Raw genomic sequence first — 22,861 nt, 5'->3', positions numbered from 1 at the left:
TCGTCGGCGGTCACCACACACACGGCAGCCGCACCTCGACGACGGTCGGACCCCCGACCGGACTGGACACCTGCACGCTGCCGTCCAGTGCGGCCGCCCGGCGACGGATGCCCAGCAGTCCCGTGCCCTCGCCCTCGTCCACCCCGCCCGTGCCGTCGTCCCGGACGACGGCACGCAGCCCGGAGCGCAGGCGTTCCAGCCGTACGGCCGCCCGTCGGCCACCACCGTGCTTGGCGGCGTTGGTCAGCGCCTCGGCGACCGCGAAGTACGCGGCCGCCTCGACGGCGGCCGGGGGCCGAGGGCCCTTCTCCAGGCCACCCCCCACCTCCACGGTCACCTCCAGCCCTCTCCCACTCTCGGCTCCACTCGAGCGGGGGGACCCCCACCTGGCCGCCAGGGCCCGTACGGCCCCGGCCAGGCCACGGTCGGTGAGGATCGGCGGATGGATGCCGCGCACCACCTGACGCAGCTCGGTGAGCGCCTCCTCGGCCTGGTCCTGTGCCTCGTCCAGCAGCCTGCGCGCGGTCTGCGGATCACGGTCGTACGCTCGCCGTGCCAGCCCGATCCGCATGGACAGCGCGACCAGGCGGGCCTGGGCGCCGTCGTGCAGATCGCGTTCGATACGGCGCAGTTCGGCCTCGTGCGCGGAGATCGCGTCGGCGCGGGTCGCGGCCAGCTCCTCGACTCGGGCGGCGAGCAGGGCCCGGGGCGAAGGCCGCAACAGGGCCGTCGACCAGGCGGCTTCCAGGTCGGCGAGCCGGGTGATCAGCGGCAGCACGGTCGGCGTGCGGCGCAGCAGCCCGCTCCGCACTCCGTCGACGACCAGGCCCAGCGGCCACAGCGGCAGTGCCAGGAGGACCAGGGCGCCGTAGACGTACGAGGCGATCATCCAGCGCGGATCGAGACGGGTGCCGGGATCGCGGACCGCGGTACGCAGGCGTTGGCGCAGCGGACCGGTGAGAGGCTGATACGCCTCGGGGATCTCCCGGCCCGTCCAGGCGGCGGTCATGTGCCGCTCGGCTCCGGCGATCCGGGGTATCAGCAGCACGGTCTCGGGCAGCATCCAGGCCCCGACCACGACGATCGTGGCGACGGCCGTGAGAAGCAGGACGGTGATGAAGAGTTACAGGCCGAAGACCAGGACCGCGGCAAGGGTCAGGTGAACCGTGGCACGCCCGGCCTGCCGCAACGCTCTACCCATGGGGCAACGCTAGGCGATCAGGCCCGGACGGTCGGGGGAGCAGGCTCCACCTTTGCCGCGCGTGAGAGCGAGGGCCGGTTCTAGCCTCGACGGCATGACCACTGTGACCGCAGCCGTAGTCCAGGCCGCCGCCCCGCTGTTCGACACGCCCGCCGCGCTGCACCGAGCCGGGCAGCTGATCCGTGAGGCGGCCGGGAGCCACCGAGCCGACGTCGTCGTCCTGCCCGAGGCGTTCCTCGGCGGCTATCCCAAGGGCCTGGACTTCGGCATCACCGTCGGCAGCCGCACCCCGGAAGGCCGCGACCTCTTCCGCCGCTACCACGCAGCCGCCATCGAGATCCCCGGCCCGGAGGTCGAGGCGCTGGCCGCCCTCACCCGTGAGCTGGGTGTGCACGCCGTGGTCGGCGCGGTCGAACGGCAGCGCGGCACGCTGTACTGCGTCGCCCTGTTCTTCGGCCCGGACGGCTACCTGGGCCTGCACCGCAAGCTGATGCCGACCGCCGCCGAACGCTACCTGTGGGGGCAGGGCGACGGCTCCACGCTGCCCGTCGTGGACACCGGCACGGCGCGCCTGGGCGCGGCGATCTGCTGGGAGAACTACATGCCGTTGTTCCGTACGGCGATGTACGCCAAGGGCGTCGACCTGTGGTGCGCCCCGACCGTGGACGACCGCGACTCGTGGCAGGTCACCCTGCGGCACATCGCCCTGGAGGGCCGCTGCTTCGTGCTCGGGGCCTGCCAGTACCTGCGCCGCGACGCCCTGCCCGCCGACGTCCACCCCGTTCAGGGCGACGCACCCGGCACCGTCCTCATCGGCGGCGGCTCCGTCGTCGTGTCCCCGCTCGGTGAGGTCCTGGCCGGCCCGCTGCGCGAGGGCGAGGGCATCCTGTCCGCCGCACTCGACCTCGACGACCTCGCCCGGGCCCGCTTCGACTTCGACCCCACAGGCCACTACGCCCGTCCGGACGTCTTCACCCTCCATGTCGACGAAACCGCCCGCGCGCCCGTCGCGTCGACGCAGGGGTGATCCACTTCACTAGCTTTTATCTGCGCGACGCAGTGAAGATGTGGGTATTCTCTTCGCAACGCAGCTAATGCGCAGCGCAGATAAGTGCTGCCCGTCCTTTCAGGAGCCCACATGCTCACCATCGCCGTCACCGGTGCGACCGGCGCCCAGGGCGGAGCCACCGCCCACGCCCTGCTGGCTGCCGGGCACCAGGTCCGCGCCCTCACCCGCACCCCCGCCGCACCGGCGGCCGAGGCCCTGCGCCGGCTCGGTGCTGACGTCCGGTACGCCGACTTCGACGACCGCCCCTCCCTGGACTCCGCCCTCGCCGGCGCCGACTCCCTCTTCGCGGTGACCACCCCGTTCGGTACGGACACCGCCACCGAGGTCCGCCAGGGCAGGACCCTGCTGGACGCGGCGGCGGCCGCCCGGGTCGGCCACATCGTGCTCACGTCGGCCGCGCACGCCGACCGCGGCACGGGCATCCCGCACTACGACAGCAAGCACGAGATCGAACGCCATCTCATGACGACGGGCGTCCCCTGGACGGTCATCGCCCCCGCGGCCTTCATGGACAACTTCGCCTCCGGCTGGACCCTGGAAGGCCTGCGCGAGAACACCTTCGCCTGGCCCATGCCGGCCGACCGCCCCCTGACGCTCATCCCGGCCGACGACATCGGCGCGTTCGCGGCCCTGGTCCTGCAGCGCCGGTCCGTCTTCACCGGCCGCCGTGTCGACATCGCCTCCGACGAACTCACCGCCGCCCAGATCGCCGCGGCCCTGTCCGCCGCCACCGGCCGCCCCGTCAGGCACCGCGAGGTGCCGCTGTCCTACGTCCGCACCCACTCCGACGACCTCGCGGCGATGTTCTCCTACTTCACCACCGCCGGCCTCGACGTCGACGTCACCGGCCTGCGCCGCGCCCACCCCGAGGTCGGCTGGCACACCTTCGCCGACTGGGCCGCCGCCCAGGACTGGCCCGCCCTGCTCGCCCCGAACCCGAAGGAACCCGACCTGTCATGAAGCCCATCGGCTACTGGCTCAACCGCACCGACCAGGCCCTCACCCGGCACATGGACGCCCTGCTCGCGGAGTACGGCCTCACCCGCCTGACCTGGCAGGTCCTCAACGTCGTCCGCGCCGCACCCGGAGTCGCCGACACCGAGGTGCACACCACCCTGGCCGCCAACGCCGACACCGTCGCCCTGGCCGCCGCCGTCCGGACCGTCCTCGCCGACGGCTGGGCGACACGGCCCGCCACGGGCCTGCTCACCCTCACCGCGCAGGGCGACGCCCGCCTGGCCGCCGTCACCGAACGGGTCGCGTTCTTCCGGGAGGCGGTCATCGCGGGCATCTCGCTGGAGGAGTACGGCACCGCTGTACGGGTCCTGGAACGCATGACGCGCAACCTCGAAGGCGCGCCGGTCGCGGCCTCGACCGGCTGACGGGCCGCTCACTCCCCGTGGGTGGGCCCCTCGTGGGTGGGCATCCAGTGGTGCTCGACGAACCAGCGGCCGAACAGCGCACCCCCGTACACCACGAACCCGACGCCGATCAGCCACGACTCCACCACCAGCACGGTCCCGACCGCGCCGTAGTTGAGTGCGTTGGTGATGATGAGCGGGGCGAAGACGAGGAACGAGAAGGCCCTGAGGCCGACCAGGCCGAGCACCGTGGCGATCGCGCCCGGCAGCAGGGTGCGCCAGTGGACCTGGCCCCCGAGCAGGAACCGCTGGCCCCACCAGAAGAACAGCACCCCGCTGATCACGGACAGTGCGATCCGCTGCGTACCGTGCATCGCCGTCCGCGTCTGCACCTCCTGATAGAGGTAGGCGGTCAGCACCGCCAGCCAGGTCACCTGCCGCCAGACCCGGTGCCAGGGTCCCGACGCGAGGTCCCAGATCCGCTCGTACCCGTTCTGCACGCTGCCCGCGAAGGAGATGCCGAACACCGCGAGCAGGATCAGGCTCAGCACACTGGTGGTGCCGATGACCTTGCGCGGGGGACTGATGATGTTGGTGAGCGCCTCGGCGGACTGTCCCGACAGTCCCATGCCGTCGGTGAGCCACGAGGCGAAGCCTCCCCGCACCAGCGGATCGGCCGCGGCGACCACGATCAGCAGCGGGGCCAGCGTCACCAGGGCCAGCGTGGCGAACCCCATGGCCCGGTGCATCAGCTCCAGTTCACGGCCGTGTCGGAGCAGGGCGCGCAGACGCAGCCACTCCCAAGCGCGGTGGAGTCCGCGCCGCCACTGCCTCACGGGTTCCTCCCGTGCTCGCCGCACCAGGCATCGTCGCCGACGGTCGTCCGCCGCCGGGTTCGCCCGGGCGGCCCTCGACGAGTCTCTGGTGACATGATCGAACGAAAGCCGCGGAATCGCCCGGCCTGACATGCCGAGGAGGCCCACCCCGGGGCGGCCCCCGTTGCGCCTGACCGCACTCAGGAACCCGACTTGATCGTCTTCATGGTCAGGTGGGAGTCGATGCGCAGGACGCACGGCAGGCCGCTGAGCTTCTCGGTGAGGAAGGACTCGTAGGCGGCGTGGTCGGCGACGGCCACGCGGACGAAGTAGTCGGGGCGGCCGTACATGCGCCGGAACTCGATCACCTCGTCGAAGGCTGCCACGGTGTCCTCGAACTCCAGGAACGTCGTCCGGTCGTTGGCGCTGACCTCGACGTCGATGAGAACCTCGAGACCGCGGCCGAGGGCCTCGGGGTCGACGACGGCCCGGTACCCGGCGATGACACCCGCCTCCTCCAGCCGCTTGACCCGGCGCAGGCAGGGCGGCGGGGTCAGCCCCACCCGCTGGGCCAGCTCGACGTTGGTCAGCCGGCCGTCCTGGCGCAGGTGAAACAGAATGTCCCGATCGACGGCGTCGAGTTTCACTTCATTGCGCATCAGCCCAGCATACGGACATTATCAGCAACCATATGACATGACATATTTCCTAAAATGTCTTCATGCGAACATCCCCTGCCGTCGCCGACAGCCCGGCCGCGCCTGCGCCGACCCCGCCGCCCCGGCCCCGCTCCGAGGCGCGGGCCGCGTTCCAGGACTCCACGTCCGTGGGCCTCGGCTTCGTCCCGCTCGGCGTCGCCTTCGGGGTGCTCGTCACCCACTCCGGAGTCGGCTGGTGGTGGGCGGGCCTGTCCAGCGCGCTCATCTACGGCGGGTCGTTCGAGTTCCTGCTGATCGGCATGGTCGCGGCGTCAGCGCCGCTGGTCTCCATCGCCGTGTCCGCGTTCCTGGTGAACCTACGGCACGTCTTCTACGCCCTGTCCTTCCCGCTGCACCGGGTGCAGGGACGTCTCGGGAAGGCGTACAGCACCTTCGCCCTGTGCGACGAGGCGTACGCCCTGACCGCCGGGCAGCAGGCCCGCTCCTGGCCGAGCCGGCGCATCCTCTGGCTCCAGCTCTTCATGCACCTGTACTGGGCGGGGGGCGCCACCGCCGGAGCCCTGCTCGGCTCCCTCGTCCCGGACAGCGTCACCGGGCTGGACTTCGCGCTGACCGCCCTGTTCACCGTACTGGCGCTCGACGCCGTCCGTGACCGGCGGGGCGATCTGCCCACCCCGCTGCTCGCCCTCCTCAGCGCCCTGGCCGCCCGGCTGCTCTTCCCCGGTCAACTGCTGCCGGTCGCCTTCGCCCTGTTCACCGCCGGGCTCCTGGCCCGGCACCTCACCACCCGCAGGAAGCCCAGCCATGCCTGACACGACCTACCTCGTCGCCGCGGTCCTGGTATCCGCCGCGGTGACCTGGGCCCTGCGTGCCCTCCCCTTCGCCGCCCTCGCCCCGCTGCGGGCGAGCGGTACGGTCCAGTACCTGAGCACGCGCATGCCCGCCGGGATCATGGTCATCCTGGTCGTCTACTGCCTGCGCGACCTGCCGCTGGCCCACGCCCGGGTGGCGGCCCCCCTGGCGGCCCTGACGGTCACCGTCGGCCTCCATCTGTGGCGCCGCAACGCCCTGTTGAGCATCCTCGCCGGCACCGCCGTCCATGTGGCGCTGGCCAGCACGGTCTTCGCGCACTGACGACCCGCGTACAGGGCGACGCCCGGTGAGACGGCCGGTCAGGAGAGAACCGACCGGCGTCGTCACCGGGGCGTTCGCGTCACCCGCCGGTGCGGGGGAGCGTCGGTCAGACCGTGCCGCTCGCGGCGATCGTGACCTTCGCGCTGGGGGTGCCGCTCCGGCTGCCCAGGCCCTCGATCTGGTCGACGAGCTTCTGCCCCTCTACGACCTCACCGAAGACGACGTGCTTGCCGTCGAGCCAGTCGGTGACGATCGTGGTGATGAAGAACTGCGAGCCATTGGTGTTACGGCCGGCGTTCGCCATGCTCAGCAGGTACGGGCGGTCGTGCTTCAGGGTGAAGTTCTCGTCGGCGAACTTCTCGCCGTAGATGCTCTTGCCGCCGGTGCCATTGCCCTTGGTGAAGTCGCCGCCCTGCAGCATGAACTGCGGGATGACGCGGTGGAACGAGGAACCGGCGTAACCGTAGCCGTGCTCGCCGGTGGCCAGCTCACGGAAGTTCTTGGCGGTCTTGGGAACCACGTCGTCGAAAAGCTTGAAGACGATCCGGCCGGCCGGCTCGTCGTTGATGCTGATGTCGAAGTACACGTTGTCACTCATGGCGATCAACCTACCTTCGTGGAGACCCGCGACGTGCAGAAGGGTCTGCTTGAGCATCTGGTGTCGCTGAGCACCCCACCGACAAACACCAGGCCTCGCGCCCCACACACGTGGAAAATCCTCCCGTGACCGAAGACTGGGTGTGGGACGAAACACTGTTCGCGGGCGCAGCCCCCTACTACGACCGGGGCAGACTGCCGTACGCCCCCACCCTCGTGCCCGTGCTGGCCGACGAGCTCGGGCTCGACGGAACCGGGCGGCTCCTCGACGTGGGATGCGGCCCAGGCACCCTGTCCGTGCCCTTCGCGCCCCTGTTCGGCGAAGTCGTGGGCGTGGACCCCGACCCCGGCATGCTCGACGAGGCCGCCCGCCGGGCCGCCGCCGCGGGCGGGGCCGCCACGTCCCGCTGGGTACGGATGCGGGCCGAGGACCTCCCGGCGGGCCTCGGCACGTTCACGGTGGCGGTCTTCGCCCAGTCCTTCCACTGGATGGACCGCGCCTTGGTGGCGGCCACCGTGCGCGGCATGCTCCGGCCCGGCGGGGCGCTGGTGCACGTCTCGGACCTGAAGGGCGAGCAACTCGGCATCGAGGGCCTGCCCCACCCCGGTGTGCCGTACGGTGCGATCGACGAACTGGTCAAGCAGTACTTGGGCCCGGTCCGCCGTGCCGGGCGGGGAGTGCTGCCCCACGGGACACCCGGCGGCGAAGCGGCGATCATCGCCCGCGCCGGATTCCTGGGTCCGGAGCGGCATGTCGTCCCCGGCGGGCAGCTACTGGAACGCGGCGAGGACGACGTCGTCGCCGGCACCTTCTCGATGTCGTACTCCGCCCCCGGCCTGTTCGGTGCGCGCCGTGACGCCTTCGAAGCCGACCTGCGCCGTCTGCTGCGCTCGTCCTCCCCGACGGGCCGCTTCTGCGAACGGGGGCCCAGCACCGAGGTGTTCGTGTGGCGCAACCCGTCCGTCCCTGCCGGGGCCGGGCGCCCGGACTACCTTTGATCTGACGCGCCGAAGGGTGAGGACGCGCGCTACCGTCGGCGGCCGCGCCCGGCGTGGAGTCCCGGCCAATCGGGCGGGGTCTCCGGGCCGGTTCGGCATGGCTCCGTGTCGAGGCGCACCGTGCCCGGATGCTGATGGCTTCCGAACCCCGCAGGAGAGATCATGGACGATCAGCCCGGACTTCAAGAGGCTCGGCAAGCGACATCCATGGGTGCGGGCCATGACAGCCCCGGTGAAGCGGGGGTCATCGGCATCGCCCTCGCCGCCGTGCTCACGGCCGCATTCGCGCAGGGTTCCTGGCAATGGTTCGCCAGCTACATCGGGGTGACGCTTCTTGCGGTGATCTTCTCCTTCTACCGACTGCCGACATGGGTACCCGGCCTCGGATCCATGTACATAAGGAAACTGACCGCGTTCTCACTGGTGGTCGGCCTGTGCGTAGCGATCACCATCGCGCCCGCTCTTCAGCGCTCGGCGTGGCTGTTTCCGATGCCAGGCACTCGACGCGTGTGTCCCGCGCTGGGCCAGTACGCGGGCATCCAGGCGGAGGCCGCGCTGTCCGACCTGGTCGGCCGCGACAGAGCTGCCCTGGCTCACGCGCAGGAGGCGAAGATCCACGAGGCTGTCGCCGACTGCCTGTCGGCCACTACGACCCTGTGGCTGCCGGTGTACGGGTTCGCGGCAGCCGTACTCGTGGGTCTCGGCGCGTGGTATCTCGACCGGGCTCGGGTGAGGAGAGAGATGGGCGTGGCTGGCCGAAGTGCTCCTCGTCAGGGCTGAGCACGCACGCGAACGCGAGGGGACGGCAAGGAATGGCTGACCTTCGGCACATCTCACTTGGTCAGGGCACGGCGCAGGGTCGCGGCGAGCTCGGCGATCTGCCGCTGCGAGATCTCGGCGGACAGGATCGCCTGGGACCCGTGGAACGTGCCGGGCCACTGGTGCAACTCGACCGACACACCTGCCCGCAGGAGGCGCTGCGCGTAGGTGATGTCCACGTCGCGGTACGGACAGAACTCCGCGGTGGCGATGTGGGCGGGGGGAAGACCGGAGAGGTCGATGGCCCGTGCCGGGGCGGCGTACGGTGTGGCGGGCGCCGAGCCCAGCCAGTGTCGCCACGCTGCGGCCATGTGGGCGTGGCCGCCCCCGAGCGTCGCGGCGAGGTGATCCGTCGACCACGTCTCTTCCCGGTCGTCGAGCCCGGGCTGGTTGAGCAGTTGGAAGCGGATCGGCGGTCCCTGCTGGTCACGCGCCCGCAGCGCCAGCGCGGCGGCCATGGCTCCGCCCGCGCTGTGCCCTCCGACCGCGATCCGGTCCGGGCCGATGCCGAGCTCGGTCGCGTGCTCGGCCGTCCAGGTCAGCACGGCGTAGGCGTCGTCCAGGGCGGCCGGGAACCGGTGCTCGGGGGCCAGGCGATAGCCCACCGAGATCACCGTCGTGCCGGAGGCGGCAGCGAGCCGGGTGGCCCACGGGTGTTCGGTGTCCAGGTCGCCCATGACCCATGAGCCGCCGTGCAGCCAGACGACGGCGCCCTGCGCCCCCTGCGGGCGATAGATCCGCACCGGCACCTCCGGATCGGCGGGTACCGTGCGGTCCTCGATGTCCAGGCCGGTGGTGTCCGGGACCGGTGCCGCGGCGGCGCGCGCTGCGTAGTTCTTGCGGTCGGAGATCGGGTCGTTCAGGTCGACCCGGGGGACCAACGGGATGAATGCTTCGAGTTCGGGATCCATGTCGGTCATCCTGGCAGCCGCCACCCCCAGGGACCGTCCGCCGGACGTCGGCCATCTCGCCGCGTTCTCACGCCAGTTGGCGCACCCGTCGGCACCTATCCTTGCGTCATGGAGGCACTGGCCGAACGGCTGTCGCACCTGGACACGCACGTCCAGGGCGCGATCCGCGTCGTCACGTTCTACGACACACTGATGCGCCGCCGCGTCGACCTCCCGGCGCTCGCCCGGGCGTCGGCGGCCCTGGCCGAGTGCGTGGCCGGGATCCGGCTCCACGGCACAGCGCGCGCGATCCGTATGTCGCCCGACGGCAGGGAGACGTCCGCTCCGCCGGCACTCGCGTCCAGCACGACGCCGATCGTCCTCGACGAGGAGGAGATCGGCAGCGTGTGGCTGGAGCGCCCCGGCCCGCCCGGCCCGCTCGACGAAGTGCTCCTCGACCGGCTCGCCCTCGCCGCCGCGGCCGTAGCCGAGCGGTACGGCCCGGCCCGCACCACCATGGCCGACCCCGCCCTCGTCGAACTGGTCGTCAGCCCCGACTGCGACGAGGCCGCCAGAGCCCGGGCGCTACGGCTCCTGGGGTTCGCCGCCGACCTGCCGCTCCGCGTCGTCGCCGTACGGTCTCAGGTTCCGCTCGACCGGATCGGCGGCCTGGTCTGCCCGGCCCGCCCGGTGAAGGCGGCGACTCTTGCCGACGTGGGTGTCATCCTGGCCACCACCGTGAACGCCGACCGCTTTCCGCCGGACGCACGCGCAGGCATCGGCGCCGCGGAGAGTCCCGACCGGTCCTGGCGGGAAGCCCGCACGGCCCTCCGCTTCACCACCGCGCGCCGACCGGTCGTCCACCACGACGGCCTGGGGGCGTTGGCACTGCTCGCCCGGATACCCGAGGACGCAGCGCGGGACAACGCCGACGTGGCCGCGATCGCCCGTATCGCCGGAAACCCGGAAGACCTGGAGACCCTCGACGCCTACTGCGCCACCGGCTCCCTGCGCCGGGCCGCCGGCTGTCTCCATCTGCATCACAGCAGCGTCGCCCGCCGACTCGAACAGATCGGAAGGACCCTCGGCACCGAACTCACCGAGCCCACCGGCCTGTTGCGGGCCAGGCTCGCCCTCACCGCATGGCGGCTGCTCGACGACTGATCACTCGGCGCCCCTCGGCCGGCGCAGGTGCTCGACGGCCGACCGGGCGGCCGTGCCGATCACGGAATCGGCCTGAGGAGTCCCCGTACCGGGCCCGGCGGGCCTGGTGAACACCGCCACCGCGAAGCGGGAACCGTCCGGGAACTGCACGACTCCGGCGTCGTTGCTCACACATCCAGGAACCGTGCCCGACTTGGCGGCCACCCGCACCTCGGCACCGAACCCTGCGGCGATCTTCCGGGTCAGCCGCTGCTGCCCGAGGACGGTCCGCACCGCGGCGCAGGCGGCAGCGGGGCCGGCCTCGTCCCGCCAGATCATCCTCAGCAAGGCGGCCATCTGACCGGCCGTCGCGCTCGTGATGCGCCCGGGTTGCAGGGACGGAGCGGACAGCGCGCGCTCCCAGATGCGGTCGGCGTTCCGGGGCGAGTCCGCCTCGCGCATCGCGCGGTTCATCTCCGTCCACCCGGCGAAGCCCGCATCGCGGCCGATCGCGTCGAACTCCTCCTGGATCGTGCCCGCCAACCGGATCCGGTCCAGGCCCAACGCGGCCAGCCGTGCGTGAACCCGAGGCACCGACACCCGACGGATCACCGTGTCGGTCGCGGTGTTGTCGCTGATCGTCACCATCATCCGGGCCACATCGCGCAGCGAGACCTCGGCCTCGTCCTCGAAGATGCAGAAGCCCTGACCGCCCGGCGTGGCCCGCGACGGCGAGAGCCGGACCCGCTCGCCCAGGTCCAGCTCGCCCTCGGCGCCCTGGCAGAACAACTCCAACGCCACCGCGACCTTGAACGTGGACCCGGCGACCATCAAATCGTCGTCGCCCAGCACCACTTGCCCCGGACCGTCGATGTCCAGGACAGCGACACTGCCCTGGCACTCGGCCTCGGCGAACACCTGCGCAAGTCGGTCTTCGATCATCCGCCCATGATCACTCGCCCACCCTCGGACCGGGGCACGATTCGCCACCGGTGAACGGCGACGGGCCGGGACCGCCCACGCTTCCCGAACCACCTTGAGATCACCCGGTCTTGCGGGCCACCCCTCCGTAGAAGCCGATCTCGGCCGACCTCGGTGGTGGCGGGGCGTCCGGGTGCCAGAACGGGACCTGGGCCAGGCCGGGCTCGACCAGTTCGAAGCCGTCGAAGAACGCCTCCACCTCGGCGCGGGACCGCAGGTTCAGCGTGGCGGTGGCCTTGTGGTAGACGGCCTGGGCGGCGCTGCGGTCGGCGAAGTCGCCGGTGGCGTGCGAGAGCACCAGGAAGCTGCCGGCCGGAAGTGCGTCGCGCAGGGCGGCGACGGCCTGCGCGGGCTTCTCCACGTCGGTGAGGAAGTGGAGGACGGCCACGAGGAGGAGCGCGACCGGCCGGTCGAAGTCGATGGCCCGGCGGACCTCGGGGTGGTTCATGACGGCCTGGGGGTCGCGCACATCGCCGGGTACGACACTGGTCGCGCCGGAGCTGCTGAGCAGCGCGTTGGCGTGCGGGGCCACGATCGGATCGTTGTCGACGTAGGCCACGCGGACGTCCGGCGCCAGCTCGTGGGCGATCTCGTGCACGTTCGGCGAGGTGGGCAGCCCGGTGCCGATGTCGAGGATCTGGCGTACCCCGCGGCTGACGACGTACCGGACGGCACGCCGCAGGAAGGCGCGGTTGGCGCGCAGGCCCATGCGCACCTCGGGTGCGGCGGCGGCCAGTTCGTCGCCGGCCCGCCGGTCCACCTCGTAGTTGTCCTTGCCGCCCAGCAGGTAGTCGTAGATCCGCGCAGGGTGCGGCCTGCTGGTGTCGATCTCCCCGACGCCGAAGCCGCCGTCCTGTCCCACACCGCACTCCTCTCGACGACCGCCACGGCCCCACGCCCGAACGGTTCGCGACAGCTTCGCACATCAACTTCCCTGCACAGACACGTGGTTGTGCGATGCGCGCAGGAGCAGGACGGTGACGTCGTCCGTGTACTGTCCGGTCGGCCAGGCACGGTGGATCAGGCTGTCGGCGAGGTGGCCGAGGTCGGGGTCGTCCGTGCCCGCCACGTGCTCGAGCAGGTCGGACGTGGTGTCTGCTGCGTCGCGTCCGGGCTTTTCCACCAGCCCGTCGGTGTAGAGGGCCAGAATGGCTCCGTCGCGCAGCGGGGCGGCGGTGACGGGGTAGTGCACGTCCGCGCCGATGCCCAGAGGCGGGCCGGGCTCGATGTCCAGAATCCTTCCGCCGTGATGAGGCTTGAGCAGCAGTGGGGGGACGTGACCCGCGCTGGCAAGGGTCAGCCTTTCGCGGGCCAGGTCCATATGGGCGTAGAGGCAGGTGACGAGCAGGTCGGATTCCAGGTCGGCCAGCAGCCGGTCGGTGCGGGACAACACCTCGTCCGGTGCGGCGCCGGCGGTCGCGTGGGCGTGAATGGCGGTGCGGACCTGCCCCATGAGGGTGGCCGCGGCGATGCTGTGGCCCTCCACGTCGCCGATGAATGCCGCGACCGTCGTGTCGTCCAGGCGGAGCAGGTCGTAGAAGTCTCCGCTGACATCGAGTCCGCGCCCGGCCGGCAGATACCGGGCGGCGACGTCGAGGCCGGGCAGGGCGGGCAGGGTGCGGGGCAGCAGAGTCTGCTGGAGCTCGTGGACGAGACGGTGCTGGGCGTCATAGAGGCGGGCGCGGTCGAGCGCCTGGGCGATGAGACGGGCCAGCGGCGTGAGGACCGCGCGCTCGTCGGCCGTGAAGGTGTGCGGACGGTCGTAGGACAGGATGCAGCAGCCCACCGGACGGCTCGCGATGACGAGGGGCAGGAAGGCCCAGGCCTGTTTGCCGCTGATCTGGGGTGCTCGGGGGTGGCTGCGTGCCATGTCGGCGGGACTGGCGAAGAAGCCGGGCACGCCGCTGGCGAGGACCTGGCCGGCGGGGGTGAGGTCGGTGTCCGGGGGGAGGGCGTCGAGGCCCTCGATGTTGTCGTCGGGGTAGCCGTGGTGGGCGGTGATCTTCAGCCGGCCCGCGTCCAACGCGGACAGGACCATCCCCTGGGCTGCGAAGGCGGGGAGGACCTGGTCGGAGATCAGGGCGGCGACGTCCCGTACGGTCACCGTCTCCGTGAGTGCCGCCGCCAGGTGGACCAACTGGTAGAGACGTCCGGTTGGCGCCGCGGGTCGCTGCGCGGCGGGCGCCGCCGAGTCGTCGGGCTGCTGCGTGCACGGGGTGACGCGGACGCTGATGCCGCTGGTGTCCGGGTGGAGATGGAAGGTCAGCCACTGGTCGGGCGGCCGGAGTGCCTCGAAGGAGAGTGGCGTACGGCTGACGACGGCGGTGCGGTACTGGTCCTCGTACGCGGGGTCGTCCAGCCAACGCAGTGCCTGCCAGGGCCGCGCGCCCAGCAGCTGGTCGGCGGGGCGCCCGAGGAGCCGGGCGGCGGTGCCGCTGACGAAGGTGACACGGCCCTCCAGGTCCAGGGCGAGGGCACCCTCGGGCAGGCGGTCGAGGTAGTCGGCCGCGACCATTGCGGTCTGTGTCGGGTGGCGTACGGCTTCGAGCGGCCAGATTCTCGGCTGCTCGGGAAGGCTGGGCGGCGAAGGCGCGTCGTCCAGCAGACTGGCCAGCCGGTCTGCGCTGGCGATGAGGTGGCCGCGCTCGCCCGGGGTGGCCTCCTGCGGGTGGTCGCCGGACCACATGAGGACGATGCCTCCCCAGCACCCGTGCACGCCGGTCAGGGAGACGGCCGCGAGCGCGAAACGGTAGGGCAGGACGGCCGCGGTGATCGGATAGCGGCGGGTCATCTCCTCCTGGCTGCCGATCCACACCAGCCGGTTGTCACGGATCGCGTCGGCGACCGGGACCGGGGCGGTGAGCGGCAGGCGCTGCCAGGTCCGGGCGAACTCGACGGGCAGCCCGCAACAGCGCCACCAGGCGCAGCATCGGCTCCGACTCCTCGATCAGGTAGAGGCCGCCGATCACGGCGCCGGTACGGCGCATGACGTCCGTCAGACCCGTCCCGAGCGCATCGTCCAGTGACCCGCCACCCTGCGGTAGATCACCGGGCCGCATCGTGCTCTCCGCTCGCTTCCGGGCGGCGCCACCGAACCACGCGTCGACGTGTCTGTGTATCGGCCGCGCGACGCACATATTGCCTTATCGGGACCATATGCCCGATCTGGATCACTGCCAAGGCGGGCGGCCCGACCAAGATCAGATCGCCTGGTATCGTCCGGCGATCGAAGGCGAGGCCCCGACCGTCCTCGCCGTTCACATACCAGGGGGGTCATGTGTCCACGTCCTTTTCGGGTCCGTCCCGTCGTCATCTGCTGACCGGGAGTGCCGGGTTGGCGCTCGCCGCGTCCGCCGGTTCCCTGATCTCGCCCACCCGCGCCGCCGCGGCCGAACCGGCGACCGCCGCCCTCTACCAGCTCAAGCCGCCCCACCTGCTGGAGGCCGAGACGCTGGTGGAGTACCTGCGGCTGCGCGCGAACCAGTGGGACCACAACCGGTACAACGTCGAACAGACCAGCGGTGAGAACCTCGGCAGAACCCAGGTGACCTGGGGTCGTCCGGGGCACCCCGATGAGTTCGAGAACCTCTCCCAGTGCGCCTCGTTCATGACGAGCCTGCTGCAGCGCTCCTACGGCGCTGACACCGCGTACGGCTGGGCCACCACGGCCTACTTCAACCAGTACTTCCCGCCGAAGGACGGCTCGCCCCGCACTGCCTCGTTCCCCAACGCCGAGGACCTGCAGGCGGGCTTCCTGAACGCCTCCAACGTGCCGCACATCGACCCGGTGACCAAGCCGGTGAACCTGCGTCCCGGCGACATCGTGGCCTGGGACTACGACCCCAACGCCAAGAGCACCCCCTACACCGGGCACACCGTGATGATCCGTGCCTACCTCGGCACCTTCGCCTCCTCCGTCGACAGCAAGCTGGGCATCACCGGGGTCGTCCCGCACCTCTTCCAGATCGTCGACTGCACCAACAGCCCCCACGGCGGCCCCGACCTCACCAGCCAGTCCAGCATCGACCGCTACCGTTCGTACCCGGACAGCCGCGCCGAGATCGCCGACGACAACTCCACCTACTCCGAGCACAGCGGTGTGGGCTACGGGCACATGGTCTTCTACGCGGACCCCGACACGTCCCTCTTCGTCGGCTACCGCTGGAGCGTCAACTCCTCCACACCCCAGGCCGCCGTCGCACAGCCGGTCACGGGCAAGAAGCAGATCGCGGCGGGCCGCGTCAACGCTTTCCTCGTGTAGTCGGCTCGGATCCGGGCTGCCGGCCTGCCAGGCGCCGGGTGTGGGCGGAGCGGAGCGCCGGCCAGCCGGCGGACGGCGTCTCCTCCTGTGTCAGGCCCGCGAGAACTGCCCGTACCAGGCGTTCGACCTGGAGGTCGGCGGCCCGCTCGTCGTCGGTGTGCACGAGCCCGTCGACGAGCAGCACGGCGAGCCCGTGAAGGGCCGCCCAGACAGTGAACTCGGCGCCCGGGCGCGCCGCGGCCGACAGTCCGCCGGCCGCGGCGAACCGGTCGAGTTCGGCCCCGAGCACCTCGTGCGGGTGCGGGGTGACGACCGAGTCCGGATCGGTGGCTCCCGCCCTGAAGACGAGCCGGGCGACGGCGGGGTCCTCGACGGCCCACCGGATGTAGCTGCGGCCGAGAGCGATCAGGCGCTGCAGAGGGTCGGCGCCCTGCGAGGGCGCCGCCGCGCAGGCGTGGATCAGGCGGTCACCGAGCCGCGCGAGCACCCGTTCCGACAAGGCGTGGACGAGCGCGTCACGTGAGGCGAAGTGGTGATAGGCGGCGCTGGGACTGACCCCGGTCCTGGCGGAGGCCTCCCGCAGTGACCAGCCGTCGGCACCGCGTTCCCGTACGAGTGCCTCGGCTGCGTCCAGCAGTGCGGTGCGCAGGTCACCGTGGTGGTAGCGCTCTCTGGCCATGACTCGATCTTAACAGTGTTCAGATGGATGGTACGCTCGACGGGCAATCTCAACACTGTTCAGATGGGAGCCCGGTCATGTGCCCCAGCGACCCCACCTCGCCCGGTAGCCGGCTCGCTGACCCGAATGCCGCGCCGGACCTGCGGCAGAGCCCGCCGCCCCTGGTGCAGGGTGAGCCCGTCGAGGTGTCCGACGGCGTCTTCGTCATCCCCGACCGCCGGATCGAGCTGGTCCCGAACATCGGGATCGTGGTGGGGGAGACGGCCGCGCTGGTCATCGACACCGGCATGGGGCCCCGGAACGGCGCCTACGTGCTGGAGCAGGCCCGCCGCCTCGCGGGCCCCCGGCGCCTCTACCTGACCCTGACGCACTTCCACCCCGAGCACGGTTTCGGCGCCCAGGTGTTCAAGGGGGAGGCGACGATCGTCTACAACGCCGGCCAGCGTGCGGAGCTGCGCCGCAAGGGCCCGTCCTACCTCGAGATGTTCCGGGGGCTCGGCCCGGCCGCCGCGGCCGAGCTGGGCGGCGTCGAACTGGTCGAGCCGGACGTGGTCCACGACGGCCGGGCCGAGATCGATCTGGGCGGCAGGACGGCGGTGCTGCGCGCGGTCGGTCCGGCCCACACCGCCTCCGACCAGGTCGTCCTGGTCGACGACCGGGTCCTGTTCGGCGGCGACCTGTTCGAGACGCGCATCTTTCCCATCGCGCCCCACTTCCCGCCGTACGACGTAGACGTCGACGGCGGGAAGTGGATCTCCGTGCTGGGTGAACTCGCGGGCCTCGCACCCGAGGTCGTCGTACCCGGCCATGGCGAGGTGACCGGCGTGTCGGTGATCCGCGACGTCCGCGACTACCTCACCCATGTCCGCGACGAGACCGAGCGCCTGCGGGCAGCCGGCGTGAGCGCCGACGAGACGGCCGCAGTCATCGACAAGAACGCCCGTCTCCGCTGGGCGACTTGGGAAAGACCGGAATGGATCGCCTTCGCCGTCCGCGCCTTCTACGCGGCCGGCGCCGGGAGCTGAATCGCCTACGGCCGTCGGGCGCACGCCGCTCCGCAGAGGGTGGCAGGATGCCGGGATGGATGCGATCCTCCGCGCCGCCGGTGACCTGCTGGGCACCCGCCTCTCCGACCCCGTCGACCTGGGAGGCAGCCGGCGCAGCACCGTGCTGCGCTGCCGCACCGCGGCCGGCGGCAGCGTGATCGTCAAGTCGTTCAACGACGAGCCGAGCGCCCTGCGCTCGTTCGTCTCCGAGGCCGCCGGGCTCGACCTCAGGGTGGCCGGCCCGGCACTGCTCGGCGTGGACACCGACGTACCGCTGCTGGTGATGGAGGATCTGGGGACTGCGCCCACGCTGGCGGACGTACTGCTCGGAGACGACCCGAAGGCCGCCGCGGAGGGCCTGTTGACCTGGGCCGCAGGACTCGGCCGACTCGCCGCGGCGTCGGTGCACAGGCGAGCCGACTTCACCCGGCTGACGGCCCGGTACGACAAGGGACTGCCGTCCCGGGGGGACGAGCCGTGGATCGCGCGGAACGCCGCCGACCTGCTGCCGTTGCTGGCCGAGGCAGGAATCACCGCGCCACCCGAACTGTCGGCCGAGCTGAACCGGATCGGGACGGCGGGCGGCGACGAGTATCCGGCGTTCACTCCGGGGGACACCTGCCCCGACAACAACCTGCTCACCGCGGACGGCCTGCGGCTGATCGACTTCGAGGCGGCCTGCTTCCAGTCGGTGTTCCTGACCGCCGCCTACTGCCGGATGCCCTTCTCCAGCTGCTGGTGCGTCTTCAGGCTTCCGGCGGGACTGGCCGAGGAGATCGAGCAGGCCTATCGCACGGAGGCCGTGACCGCCTACCCGGCCCTCGCCGAGGGCGCGGTGTGGGAGGCCGGGATGCGCGAGGCGATCGCGGTCTGGACGGTCGGCGTGACAGTGGCGCTGCTCCCGCGCACCGCGGAGGACCGGCCGATGCACCGGACCCGGCGTCCCGTGCCGCTGATGCGTCAGGTACTGCGACACCGTTGGGAGATGGCGAGCAGGATCCGGGAGTTCCCGGCATTCGCGGACACCATGGAGCTGCTGCTGCGGAAGGTCGCCGGACGGTGGCAGGCCGCGCCTCTGCCGGGGTATCCCGCATTCGGGGGCTGAGCCCCTGGCCGGGGGCGGCGGCACCGGACGGCGCAGCACGGCGTTGCGAGGCGCACCGCGTCCGACGGCCGATGCCTATGGTGGGACGTGACCAGCAGCGACGCAGAGACTCGCCGGCGGGGTGGCGGACGCCCTGGGTACAAGTCCGCTGCGGGCGTCTTCGCCATCGGAATGATGGGCACCACCCTGCCCACACCGCTGTACGGCTTGTACCGGGAGCAGATCGGGTTCTCCGAACTGATCGTGACGGTGGTGTTCGCCGTCTACGCGGTGGGCGTCATCACCGCCCTGCTGATCGCCGGCGGCTTCTCCGACGTGCTGGGACGACGGCCGGTGCTGCTGGCCGCGCTCGGCCTGGCCGCCCTCAGCGCGGTCTGCTTCCTGTTCGAGGTCGGACTGCCGCTGCTGTACACGGGCCGGGTGCTGTCGGGCTTCTCGGCCGGTCTGCTCAGTGGCACGGGCACCGCGGCCGTACTCGAACTGGCCCCGCCCGGCAAACGCGGCCGTGCCGGACTGGCGGCGACCGCGGCCAACATGGGCGGTCTGGGGCTCGGCCCCCTCGTCTCCGGCTTCCTCGCCGAGTACGCCCCTTGGCCGCTCAAGCTTCCGTTCGTCACTCATCTGGTGCTCCTGGCCGTCGCCATGGCGGTCGTCTGCCTGCTGCCCGAGACCGTGCGCCGCACGGTTCCGCGGCCGTCGCTGCGACCGCAGGGCATGAGGGTTCCGCCGGAGGTGCGCGGGGTGTTCACTCCCTGCGCCCTCGCCGCCTTCGCGGGCTTCGCCATGCTCGGCCTGTTCACGGCCGTCGCCCCGGCCTTCCTCACGCAGACACTGGGGGAGCACAATCTGGCGGTCGCCGGTGGCGTCGTCTTCTGCGTGTTCTGTGCCTCGACCGGTGGCCAGTTGCTCATGGGATGGGTCGGTGCGCGCCGCGCCCTGCCCTTGGGCTGTACGGTGCTCGTCGCCGGCCTCCTCCTCATCGCGTCCTCGCTGTTCCTGGAGTCCTTCCCGCTGCTGCTGGCCGGGGCGGTGACCGGTGGCGCGGGGCAGGGGATGGCGTTCCGTGCCGGGCTGACCGAGGTGAGCACCGCGGCGCCCCCGGCGCACCAAGGCGCCACCATCTCGGCGTTCTTCGTCGTCGCGTACGTGGGGATCTCGTTGCCGGTCGTGGGGGTGGGCGCCATGACGCTGGCGCTGGGGCTGCGCGGGGCCGGTCTGGTGTTCACGGCGTGCGCGGTCGTGCTCGTGGCGGCAGTGGGTATCCGCGTGCGTCGGAACCTGTCCCCGGCCACCGCCCGGTCCTGAACCGACGTTCGGGCCGGTCGGGCGAACGTCCCGCGGTCCTCCGGCGTCGAAGGAGAAACAGCCCGCGTAGGTGAGAGGCCCGAACATGAGATCCGTCCGTCCGGTTCCCCGGTCCGTACTGCCCCGCCTCGCGCTGACGGCGGGGCTTGTCTGGGCAACCGCCGCGTGCCAGGGGGAGGCCGAGGTCGACAGAGCGGCGCAGGCGGAGAGCACCGCCTGGAAGGAGCCGTCGGCGTACACGTACACCCTGAAGTCGAGCGGGGGAGAGCGGCTCCTGATCGGCACCTTCCGGGTGACCGTGCGGGAGGGGAAGGCGGTGCGTGCGGTGGGGCTGGACGAGCCGGGCCGCAGGGTGGTGAAGCAGTCGCCCGAGGCGGTGCCCACCATCGGGGGACTGGTGAAGGAACTGGAACAGGCGCGGCGCGACGGCGCGGACACCGCGGAGGTGGAGTACTCGACCACGGGCCATCCACTGCGCATCACCCTGGACTGGTCGGCGAACTCCGTCGACGACGAGGCGGAGTACGCGATCAGCGACTACGTGGCCGGGCGCCACTGAGGTCTTCGGTTCGGGGCGACGTCACGTGGGGCCGACACCAGTTGGCCCTGCGGCAGACCGGACCGGCCAGGGAGATACGCCCCCCAGCCGGCGGCTTCGCAGCGGCCGGCCGCCCGGCGCTGCGGACTTGGGGAAGACCCGTACTCGCCGTGCGACCTACGCCGGCGTCACCCCAGGCCGAGAGCCTCGGTAGCCGGTGCGGTCACCTCGGCGGCCTCCCGCACACCGGCAGCGAGCACCGCGCACGTGAACACGATCGCAAGCGCCTTCCAGTCCCAGGAGGCGAACACGATCACCGGTATGACGAACATCGAATGGATGGCGGAGACGGCAAACGCCCCCCGTGCCCAACCTCCGCCGATCTCCGAACGACGTACGGTCGCCCAGTGGCGCCACCACAGCCCGGCAGCCACCGCAGCGATGCCGGCCATCACAGCAGCACCCAACCGAGCCAGATCGGCATCGGTCACACTGTCAGGGTCCAGTGCGGTCGAGCCGGTCGTGTGCACGCTCAGTGCAACGGCAGTCCATCCAAGGGCCGCCGCACTCAGCAAGGATGCCAGAATCGGTGTGCGCCGCCGGGACCAACTGGTCCCAGAATGTGTGGAGTTCGATGTCATGACTCATTCTAGCCACCACTCGGGCCAGGGACGCGATGGTGATCGGTGCGGAGAGGGCAGGATTCGAACCTGCGTGGGCCCCGTGGGGCCCGACCTCGAGGCGTGCTCGTAGGTCCCCGATCAGCCACTCCGGGCACCTCTCCCTGCTCCCGGCCTCCGGTTTCCCGTGCCGTTCACATGAATGAGAGTGGCAGGGGCCGCTGACCCGGGCCTGACGCACCGCTGACACGATCGCCCTGTGGCGCCGTGTCCGGCCTGGCCCGGCGAGGGCGTGTCCTGGACTCCGGGTTCCAGTGGGGGATGTCCCCGATGCGCGGGCAGGAGCCGAGCTTGCACGATGGGCGGCATGACGAAGGCACAGCCGAACAGCCGTCGAGTCCAACAGCATCAAGGCCTGCGGGCGATGGCCGTCTGCGCGGTCATGGTCGTCAGCTCACTGATGGCGCTCCTTCCCGCTCAGGCCGCGACGCAGCGCGGGTCGGCCGCACCTCCTGCCCGGATGCGGTTACCGGCCCCCACAGGCCGTTTCCAGGTCGGCGAAGTGACGCTGCACCTGGCCGACACCTCCCGCCACGACCCATGGCAGGAGGGCAGGAACAGCCGCGAGCTGATGGTTGACGTGTACTACCCCGCGACCCGCGCAGCCGGCCGTCCGGCCGCGCCGTACATGCTGCCCAGGGCGGCAGCCCACTTCGACTCGGTGACCGCCGACGACTACCTGGGGATGGGCCTGCCGACCGGGCGGGCCGACTGGGCGACCACGGTCACGCACGCCTCACAGGGTGCTCCGGTGGCCGACGCCGGCAGCAGGCGACCCGTGCTGATCTACTCCCCGGGCCTCGGTGAACCTCGGACCTGGGGGACCACTCTGGTGACGGACATGGCCGGCCGGGGCTACGTGGTGGTGACCATCGACAACACCTACGAATCGCCGGAAGTGGAGTTCCCCGACGGTTCCTTGGCCACCATGGTCACCCCGGGCGACCCCGACGCCTTCATCAGGAAGGCACTCGGCGTCCGGAACGCCGACACCGGCTTCGTGCTGGACCAACTGGGCCTGCTGAACACCGGCCGGAACCCCGACGTGGACGACCGCCCACTGCCCTGCGGCCTCGCCGGCGCTCTCGACCTCGCCAAGGTCGGCATGTTCGGCCACTCGCTGGGCGGAACCGCCACGGCCACGGTCATGGACACCGACCCGCGCATCACTGCCGGTATCGACATGGACGGCAACCTGACCCACTTCGACGGCACGCTGATGCCGGTGGCCGAGCACGGGCTCACCCGGCCGTTCCTGCTGATGGGCAAGGACGGCCCCACGGACACGGGCCCCGGCTGGACCGCGTTCCGGGCCCACACACCCGGCTGGAACCGTCAGCTCAGACTGCGCGGCGCCGAACACGCCTCCTTCACGGACGCGGAGGCCCTGCTCCCGCAGCTGGATCTGCCAGCGGCCACACTGACGCAGGACATCGGCACGATCGAACCGACCACGGCCGTCCGCACCGACGAGGCTTACGTCTCCGCGTTCTTCGACCGCTGGCTGCGCGGCCGCCACGACCACTTCCTGGACCGACCGTCGCCCCGATACCCGGCGATGGAATTCGTCGACTGATCC

Annotated in this window: 24 protein-coding genes and 2 pseudogenes; 14 read left to right on the top strand and 12 right to left on the bottom strand. The window is 71.4% G+C overall.

Going from position 1 to position 22,861, the window contains the following annotated elements:
• Window positions 1–10: 10 nt before the first annotated feature.
• Window positions 11–1,201, bottom strand: a pseudogene (locus tag ACIRVH_RS26810) (histidine kinase).
• A gap of 94 nt (window positions 1,202–1,295) precedes the next feature.
• Between ACIRVH_RS26810 and ACIRVH_RS26805 the strand changes: the two are divergent.
• The 3 genes from ACIRVH_RS26805 to ACIRVH_RS26795 all read left to right on the top strand — a co-directional run bounded on the left by ACIRVH_RS26805 (window position 1,296) and on the right by ACIRVH_RS26795 (window position 3,652).
• Complete coding sequence (locus tag ACIRVH_RS26805) at window positions 1,296–2,228, top strand: nitrilase-related carbon-nitrogen hydrolase (protein ID WP_403957785.1); 933 nt, start codon at window positions 1,296–1,298, stop codon at window positions 2,226–2,228.
• A gap of 111 nt (window positions 2,229–2,339) precedes the next feature.
• Complete coding sequence (locus ACIRVH_RS26800) at window positions 2,340–3,230, top strand: NmrA/HSCARG family protein (protein ID WP_403957782.1); 891 nt, start codon at window positions 2,340–2,342, stop codon at window positions 3,228–3,230.
• Window positions 3,227–3,652: a MarR family winged helix-turn-helix transcriptional regulator gene (locus tag ACIRVH_RS26795; protein ID WP_403957779.1), complete on the top strand. Its 426-nt coding sequence runs from the start codon at window positions 3,227–3,229 to the stop codon at window positions 3,650–3,652. Before ACIRVH_RS26800 ends, ACIRVH_RS26795 begins: the two co-directional genes overlap by 4 nt.
• An 8-nt stretch (window positions 3,653–3,660) precedes the next feature.
• Here the strand turns inward: ACIRVH_RS26795 and ACIRVH_RS26790 are convergent, their stop codons facing one another.
• Together ACIRVH_RS26790 and ACIRVH_RS26785 are read right to left on the bottom strand one after the other, a co-directional pair.
• Complete coding sequence (locus tag ACIRVH_RS26790; protein WP_403957776.1) at window positions 3,661–4,467, bottom strand: ribonuclease BN; 807 nt, start codon at window positions 4,465–4,467, stop codon at window positions 3,661–3,663.
• 179 nt (window positions 4,468–4,646) lie between these two features.
• The gene (locus tag ACIRVH_RS26785) at window positions 4,647–5,105 is read right to left on the bottom strand and encodes an Lrp/AsnC family transcriptional regulator (protein ID WP_403957773.1); all 459 of its coding nucleotides are present in this window, start codon (window positions 5,103–5,105) and stop codon (window positions 4,647–4,649) included.
• Window positions 5,106–5,167: 62 nt separating this feature from the next.
• Between ACIRVH_RS26785 and ACIRVH_RS26780 the strand changes: the two genes are divergently transcribed.
• A complete protein-coding gene (locus ACIRVH_RS26780) occupies window positions 5,168–5,917 on the top strand; it encodes an AzlC family ABC transporter permease (RefSeq protein ID WP_403957770.1) in 750 nt (249 codons plus the stop codon).
• The gene (locus ACIRVH_RS26775) at window positions 5,910–6,239 is read left to right on the top strand and encodes a branched-chain amino acid transporter permease (RefSeq protein WP_403957767.1); all 330 of its coding nucleotides are present in this window, start codon (window positions 5,910–5,912) and stop codon (window positions 6,237–6,239) included. The genes ACIRVH_RS26780 and ACIRVH_RS26775 overlap by 8 nt, the downstream gene beginning before the upstream one ends.
• A 106-nt stretch (window positions 6,240–6,345) precedes the next feature.
• Here ACIRVH_RS26775 and ACIRVH_RS26770 read toward each other — a convergent pair whose 3' ends face one another.
• Entirely contained in the window at window positions 6,346–6,837 is a 492-nt protein-coding gene (locus tag ACIRVH_RS26770) for a peptidylprolyl isomerase (protein WP_403957764.1), read from the bottom strand.
• Window positions 6,838–6,962: 125 nt separating this feature from the next.
• Between ACIRVH_RS26770 and ACIRVH_RS26765 the strand changes: the two genes are divergently transcribed.
• Window positions 6,963–7,835, top strand: a complete 873-nt coding sequence (locus ACIRVH_RS26765) for a class I SAM-dependent methyltransferase (protein WP_403957761.1) — start codon at window positions 6,963–6,965, stop codon at window positions 7,833–7,835.
• 162 nt (window positions 7,836–7,997) lie between these two features.
• Complete coding sequence (locus tag ACIRVH_RS26760) at window positions 7,998–8,615, top strand: hypothetical protein (protein ID WP_403957758.1); 618 nt, start codon at window positions 7,998–8,000, stop codon at window positions 8,613–8,615.
• A 53-nt stretch (window positions 8,616–8,668) separates the two neighbouring features.
• Here ACIRVH_RS26760 and ACIRVH_RS26755 read toward each other — a convergent pair whose 3' ends face one another.
• A complete protein-coding gene (locus ACIRVH_RS26755) occupies window positions 8,669–9,565 on the bottom strand; it encodes an alpha/beta hydrolase (RefSeq protein WP_403957755.1) in 897 nt (298 codons plus the stop codon).
• A 108-nt stretch (window positions 9,566–9,673) separates the two neighbouring features.
• Between ACIRVH_RS26755 and ACIRVH_RS26750 the strand changes: the two genes are divergently transcribed.
• The gene (locus tag ACIRVH_RS26750; protein ID WP_403957752.1) at window positions 9,674–10,708 is read left to right on the top strand and encodes a helix-turn-helix domain-containing protein; all 1,035 of its coding nucleotides are present in this window, start codon (window positions 9,674–9,676) and stop codon (window positions 10,706–10,708) included.
• Here the strand turns inward: ACIRVH_RS26750 and ACIRVH_RS26745 are convergent, their stop codons facing one another.
• From ACIRVH_RS26745 to ACIRVH_RS26730, 4 genes are all read right to left on the bottom strand, one after another.
• Window positions 10,709–11,629, bottom strand: a complete 921-nt coding sequence (locus ACIRVH_RS26745; RefSeq protein WP_403957749.1) for a serine hydrolase — start codon at window positions 11,627–11,629, stop codon at window positions 10,709–10,711. It abuts the gene before it with no gap.
• 100 nt (window positions 11,630–11,729) lie between these two features.
• On the bottom strand, window positions 11,730–12,530 hold the full coding sequence (locus tag ACIRVH_RS26740; protein ID WP_403957746.1) for an SAM-dependent methyltransferase: 801 nt from the start codon (window positions 12,528–12,530) through the stop codon (window positions 11,730–11,732).
• 63 nt (window positions 12,531–12,593) lie between these two features.
• Complete coding sequence (locus ACIRVH_RS26735; protein ID WP_403957743.1) at window positions 12,594–14,483, bottom strand: SpoIIE family protein phosphatase; 1,890 nt, start codon at window positions 14,481–14,483, stop codon at window positions 12,594–12,596.
• A gap of 10 nt (window positions 14,484–14,493) precedes the next feature.
• Complete coding sequence (locus ACIRVH_RS26730) at window positions 14,494–14,727, bottom strand: hypothetical protein (protein WP_403957740.1); 234 nt, start codon at window positions 14,725–14,727, stop codon at window positions 14,494–14,496.
• Between the two features lie 218 nt (window positions 14,728–14,945).
• Between ACIRVH_RS26730 and ACIRVH_RS26725 the strand changes: the two genes are divergently transcribed.
• Window positions 14,946–15,929, top strand: a complete 984-nt coding sequence (locus tag ACIRVH_RS26725; protein WP_403957737.1) for a hypothetical protein — start codon at window positions 14,946–14,948, stop codon at window positions 15,927–15,929.
• Here the strand turns inward: ACIRVH_RS26725 and ACIRVH_RS26720 are convergent.
• The gene (locus ACIRVH_RS26720) at window positions 15,910–16,608 is read right to left on the bottom strand and encodes a TetR/AcrR family transcriptional regulator (RefSeq protein ID WP_403957734.1); all 699 of its coding nucleotides are present in this window, start codon (window positions 16,606–16,608) and stop codon (window positions 15,910–15,912) included. The genes ACIRVH_RS26725 and ACIRVH_RS26720 overlap by 20 nt on opposite strands.
• Window positions 16,609–16,685: 77 nt before the next feature.
• Between ACIRVH_RS26720 and ACIRVH_RS26715 the strand changes: the two genes are divergently transcribed.
• The 4 genes from ACIRVH_RS26715 (at window position 16,686) to ACIRVH_RS26700 (ending at window position 20,623) form a co-directional block, all read left to right on the top strand.
• Window positions 16,686–17,633 (top strand): MBL fold metallo-hydrolase, encoded by a 948-nt coding sequence (locus ACIRVH_RS26715; protein ID WP_403957731.1) that lies wholly within the window; start codon window positions 16,686–16,688, stop codon window positions 17,631–17,633.
• A gap of 55 nt (window positions 17,634–17,688) precedes the next feature.
• Window positions 17,689–18,759, top strand: coding sequence for a hypothetical protein (locus tag ACIRVH_RS26710; RefSeq protein ID WP_403957728.1), 1,071 nt, complete (start codon window positions 17,689–17,691; stop codon window positions 18,757–18,759).
• 171 nt (window positions 18,760–18,930) lie between these two features.
• Window positions 18,931–20,064 (top strand): MFS transporter, encoded by a 1,134-nt coding sequence (locus tag ACIRVH_RS26705; RefSeq protein ID WP_403958013.1) that lies wholly within the window; start codon window positions 18,931–18,933, stop codon window positions 20,062–20,064.
• Between the two features lie 85 nt (window positions 20,065–20,149).
• Window positions 20,150–20,623, top strand: coding sequence for a DUF6174 domain-containing protein (locus tag ACIRVH_RS26700; RefSeq protein WP_403957726.1), 474 nt, complete (start codon window positions 20,150–20,152; stop codon window positions 20,621–20,623).
• A gap of 167 nt (window positions 20,624–20,790) precedes the next feature.
• Here the strand turns inward: ACIRVH_RS26700 and ACIRVH_RS26695 are convergent, their stop codons facing one another.
• Both ACIRVH_RS26695 and ACIRVH_RS26690 read right to left on the bottom strand, forming a co-directional pair.
• Window positions 20,791–21,093 (bottom strand): hypothetical protein, encoded by a 303-nt coding sequence (locus ACIRVH_RS26695; RefSeq protein ID WP_403957724.1) that lies wholly within the window; start codon window positions 21,091–21,093, stop codon window positions 20,791–20,793.
• Window positions 21,094–21,291: 198 nt separating this feature from the next.
• Window positions 21,292–21,386, bottom strand: a pseudogene (locus tag ACIRVH_RS26690).
• Window positions 21,387–21,589: 203 nt separating this feature from the next.
• On the opposite strand from ACIRVH_RS26690, the gene ACIRVH_RS26685 reads away from it, so the two are divergent.
• Window positions 21,590–22,858 carry an alpha/beta hydrolase family protein gene (locus tag ACIRVH_RS26685; protein WP_403957723.1) on the top strand — a complete coding sequence of 423 codons (1,269 nt, stop codon included), beginning with the start codon at window positions 21,590–21,592 and terminating at the stop codon, window positions 22,856–22,858.
• The last annotated feature ends 3 nt before the right edge of the window (window positions 22,859–22,861 follow it).

Origin of the sequence: Streptomyces sp. NPDC101165 (assembly GCF_044768135.1) — a bacterium.
Lineage (GTDB): Bacteria > Actinomycetota > Actinomycetes > Streptomycetales > Streptomycetaceae > Streptomyces.
The sequence above is the reverse complement of the archived record's forward strand: the minus strand, read 5'-3'. Positions and strand labels throughout refer to the sequence as shown.

What these genes read in the sequence shown, in the direction of transcription:
- ACIRVH_RS26770 (WP_403957764.1), bottom strand. Translation starts at nt 6,837, where the DNA reads ATGAGTGACAACGTGTACTTCGACATCAGCATCAACGACGAGCCGGCC.
- ACIRVH_RS26710 (WP_403957728.1), top strand. Translation starts at nt 17,689, where the DNA reads ATGGATGCGATCCTCCGCGCCGCCGGTGACCTGCTGGGCACCCGCCTC.
- ACIRVH_RS26775 (WP_403957767.1), top strand. Translation starts at nt 5,910, where the DNA reads ATGCCTGACACGACCTACCTCGTCGCCGCGGTCCTGGTATCCGCCGCG.
- ACIRVH_RS26715 (WP_403957731.1), top strand. Translation starts at nt 16,686, where the DNA reads ATGTGCCCCAGCGACCCCACCTCGCCCGGTAGCCGGCTCGCTGACCCG.
- ACIRVH_RS26780 (WP_403957770.1), top strand. Translation starts at nt 5,168, where the DNA reads ATGCGAACATCCCCTGCCGTCGCCGACAGCCCGGCCGCGCCTGCGCCG.
- ACIRVH_RS26700 (WP_403957726.1), top strand. Translation starts at nt 20,150, where the DNA reads ATGAGATCCGTCCGTCCGGTTCCCCGGTCCGTACTGCCCCGCCTCGCG.
- ACIRVH_RS26760 (WP_403957758.1), top strand. Translation starts at nt 7,998, where the DNA reads ATGGACGATCAGCCCGGACTTCAAGAGGCTCGGCAAGCGACATCCATG.
- ACIRVH_RS26720 (WP_403957734.1), bottom strand. Translation starts at nt 16,608, where the DNA reads ATGGCCAGAGAGCGCTACCACCACGGTGACCTGCGCACCGCACTGCTG.
- ACIRVH_RS26730 (WP_403957740.1), bottom strand. Translation starts at nt 14,727, where the DNA reads ATGCGGCCCGGTGATCTACCGCAGGGTGGCGGGTCACTGGACGATGCG.
- ACIRVH_RS26800 (WP_403957782.1), top strand. Translation starts at nt 2,340, where the DNA reads ATGCTCACCATCGCCGTCACCGGTGCGACCGGCGCCCAGGGCGGAGCC.
- ACIRVH_RS26750 (WP_403957752.1), top strand. Translation starts at nt 9,674, where the DNA reads ATGGAGGCACTGGCCGAACGGCTGTCGCACCTGGACACGCACGTCCAG.
- ACIRVH_RS26745 (WP_403957749.1), bottom strand. Translation starts at nt 11,629, where the DNA reads ATGATCGAAGACCGACTTGCGCAGGTGTTCGCCGAGGCCGAGTGCCAG.
- ACIRVH_RS26805 (WP_403957785.1), top strand. Translation starts at nt 1,296, where the DNA reads ATGACCACTGTGACCGCAGCCGTAGTCCAGGCCGCCGCCCCGCTGTTC.
- ACIRVH_RS26795 (WP_403957779.1), top strand. Translation starts at nt 3,227, where the DNA reads ATGAAGCCCATCGGCTACTGGCTCAACCGCACCGACCAGGCCCTCACC.
- ACIRVH_RS26755 (WP_403957755.1), bottom strand. Translation starts at nt 9,565, where the DNA reads ATGGATCCCGAACTCGAAGCATTCATCCCGTTGGTCCCCCGGGTCGAC.
- ACIRVH_RS26685 (WP_403957723.1), top strand. Translation starts at nt 21,590, where the DNA reads ATGACGAAGGCACAGCCGAACAGCCGTCGAGTCCAACAGCATCAAGGC.
- ACIRVH_RS26785 (WP_403957773.1), bottom strand. Translation starts at nt 5,105, where the DNA reads ATGCGCAATGAAGTGAAACTCGACGCCGTCGATCGGGACATTCTGTTT.
- ACIRVH_RS26705 (WP_403958013.1), top strand. Translation starts at nt 18,931, where the DNA reads ATGATGGGCACCACCCTGCCCACACCGCTGTACGGCTTGTACCGGGAG.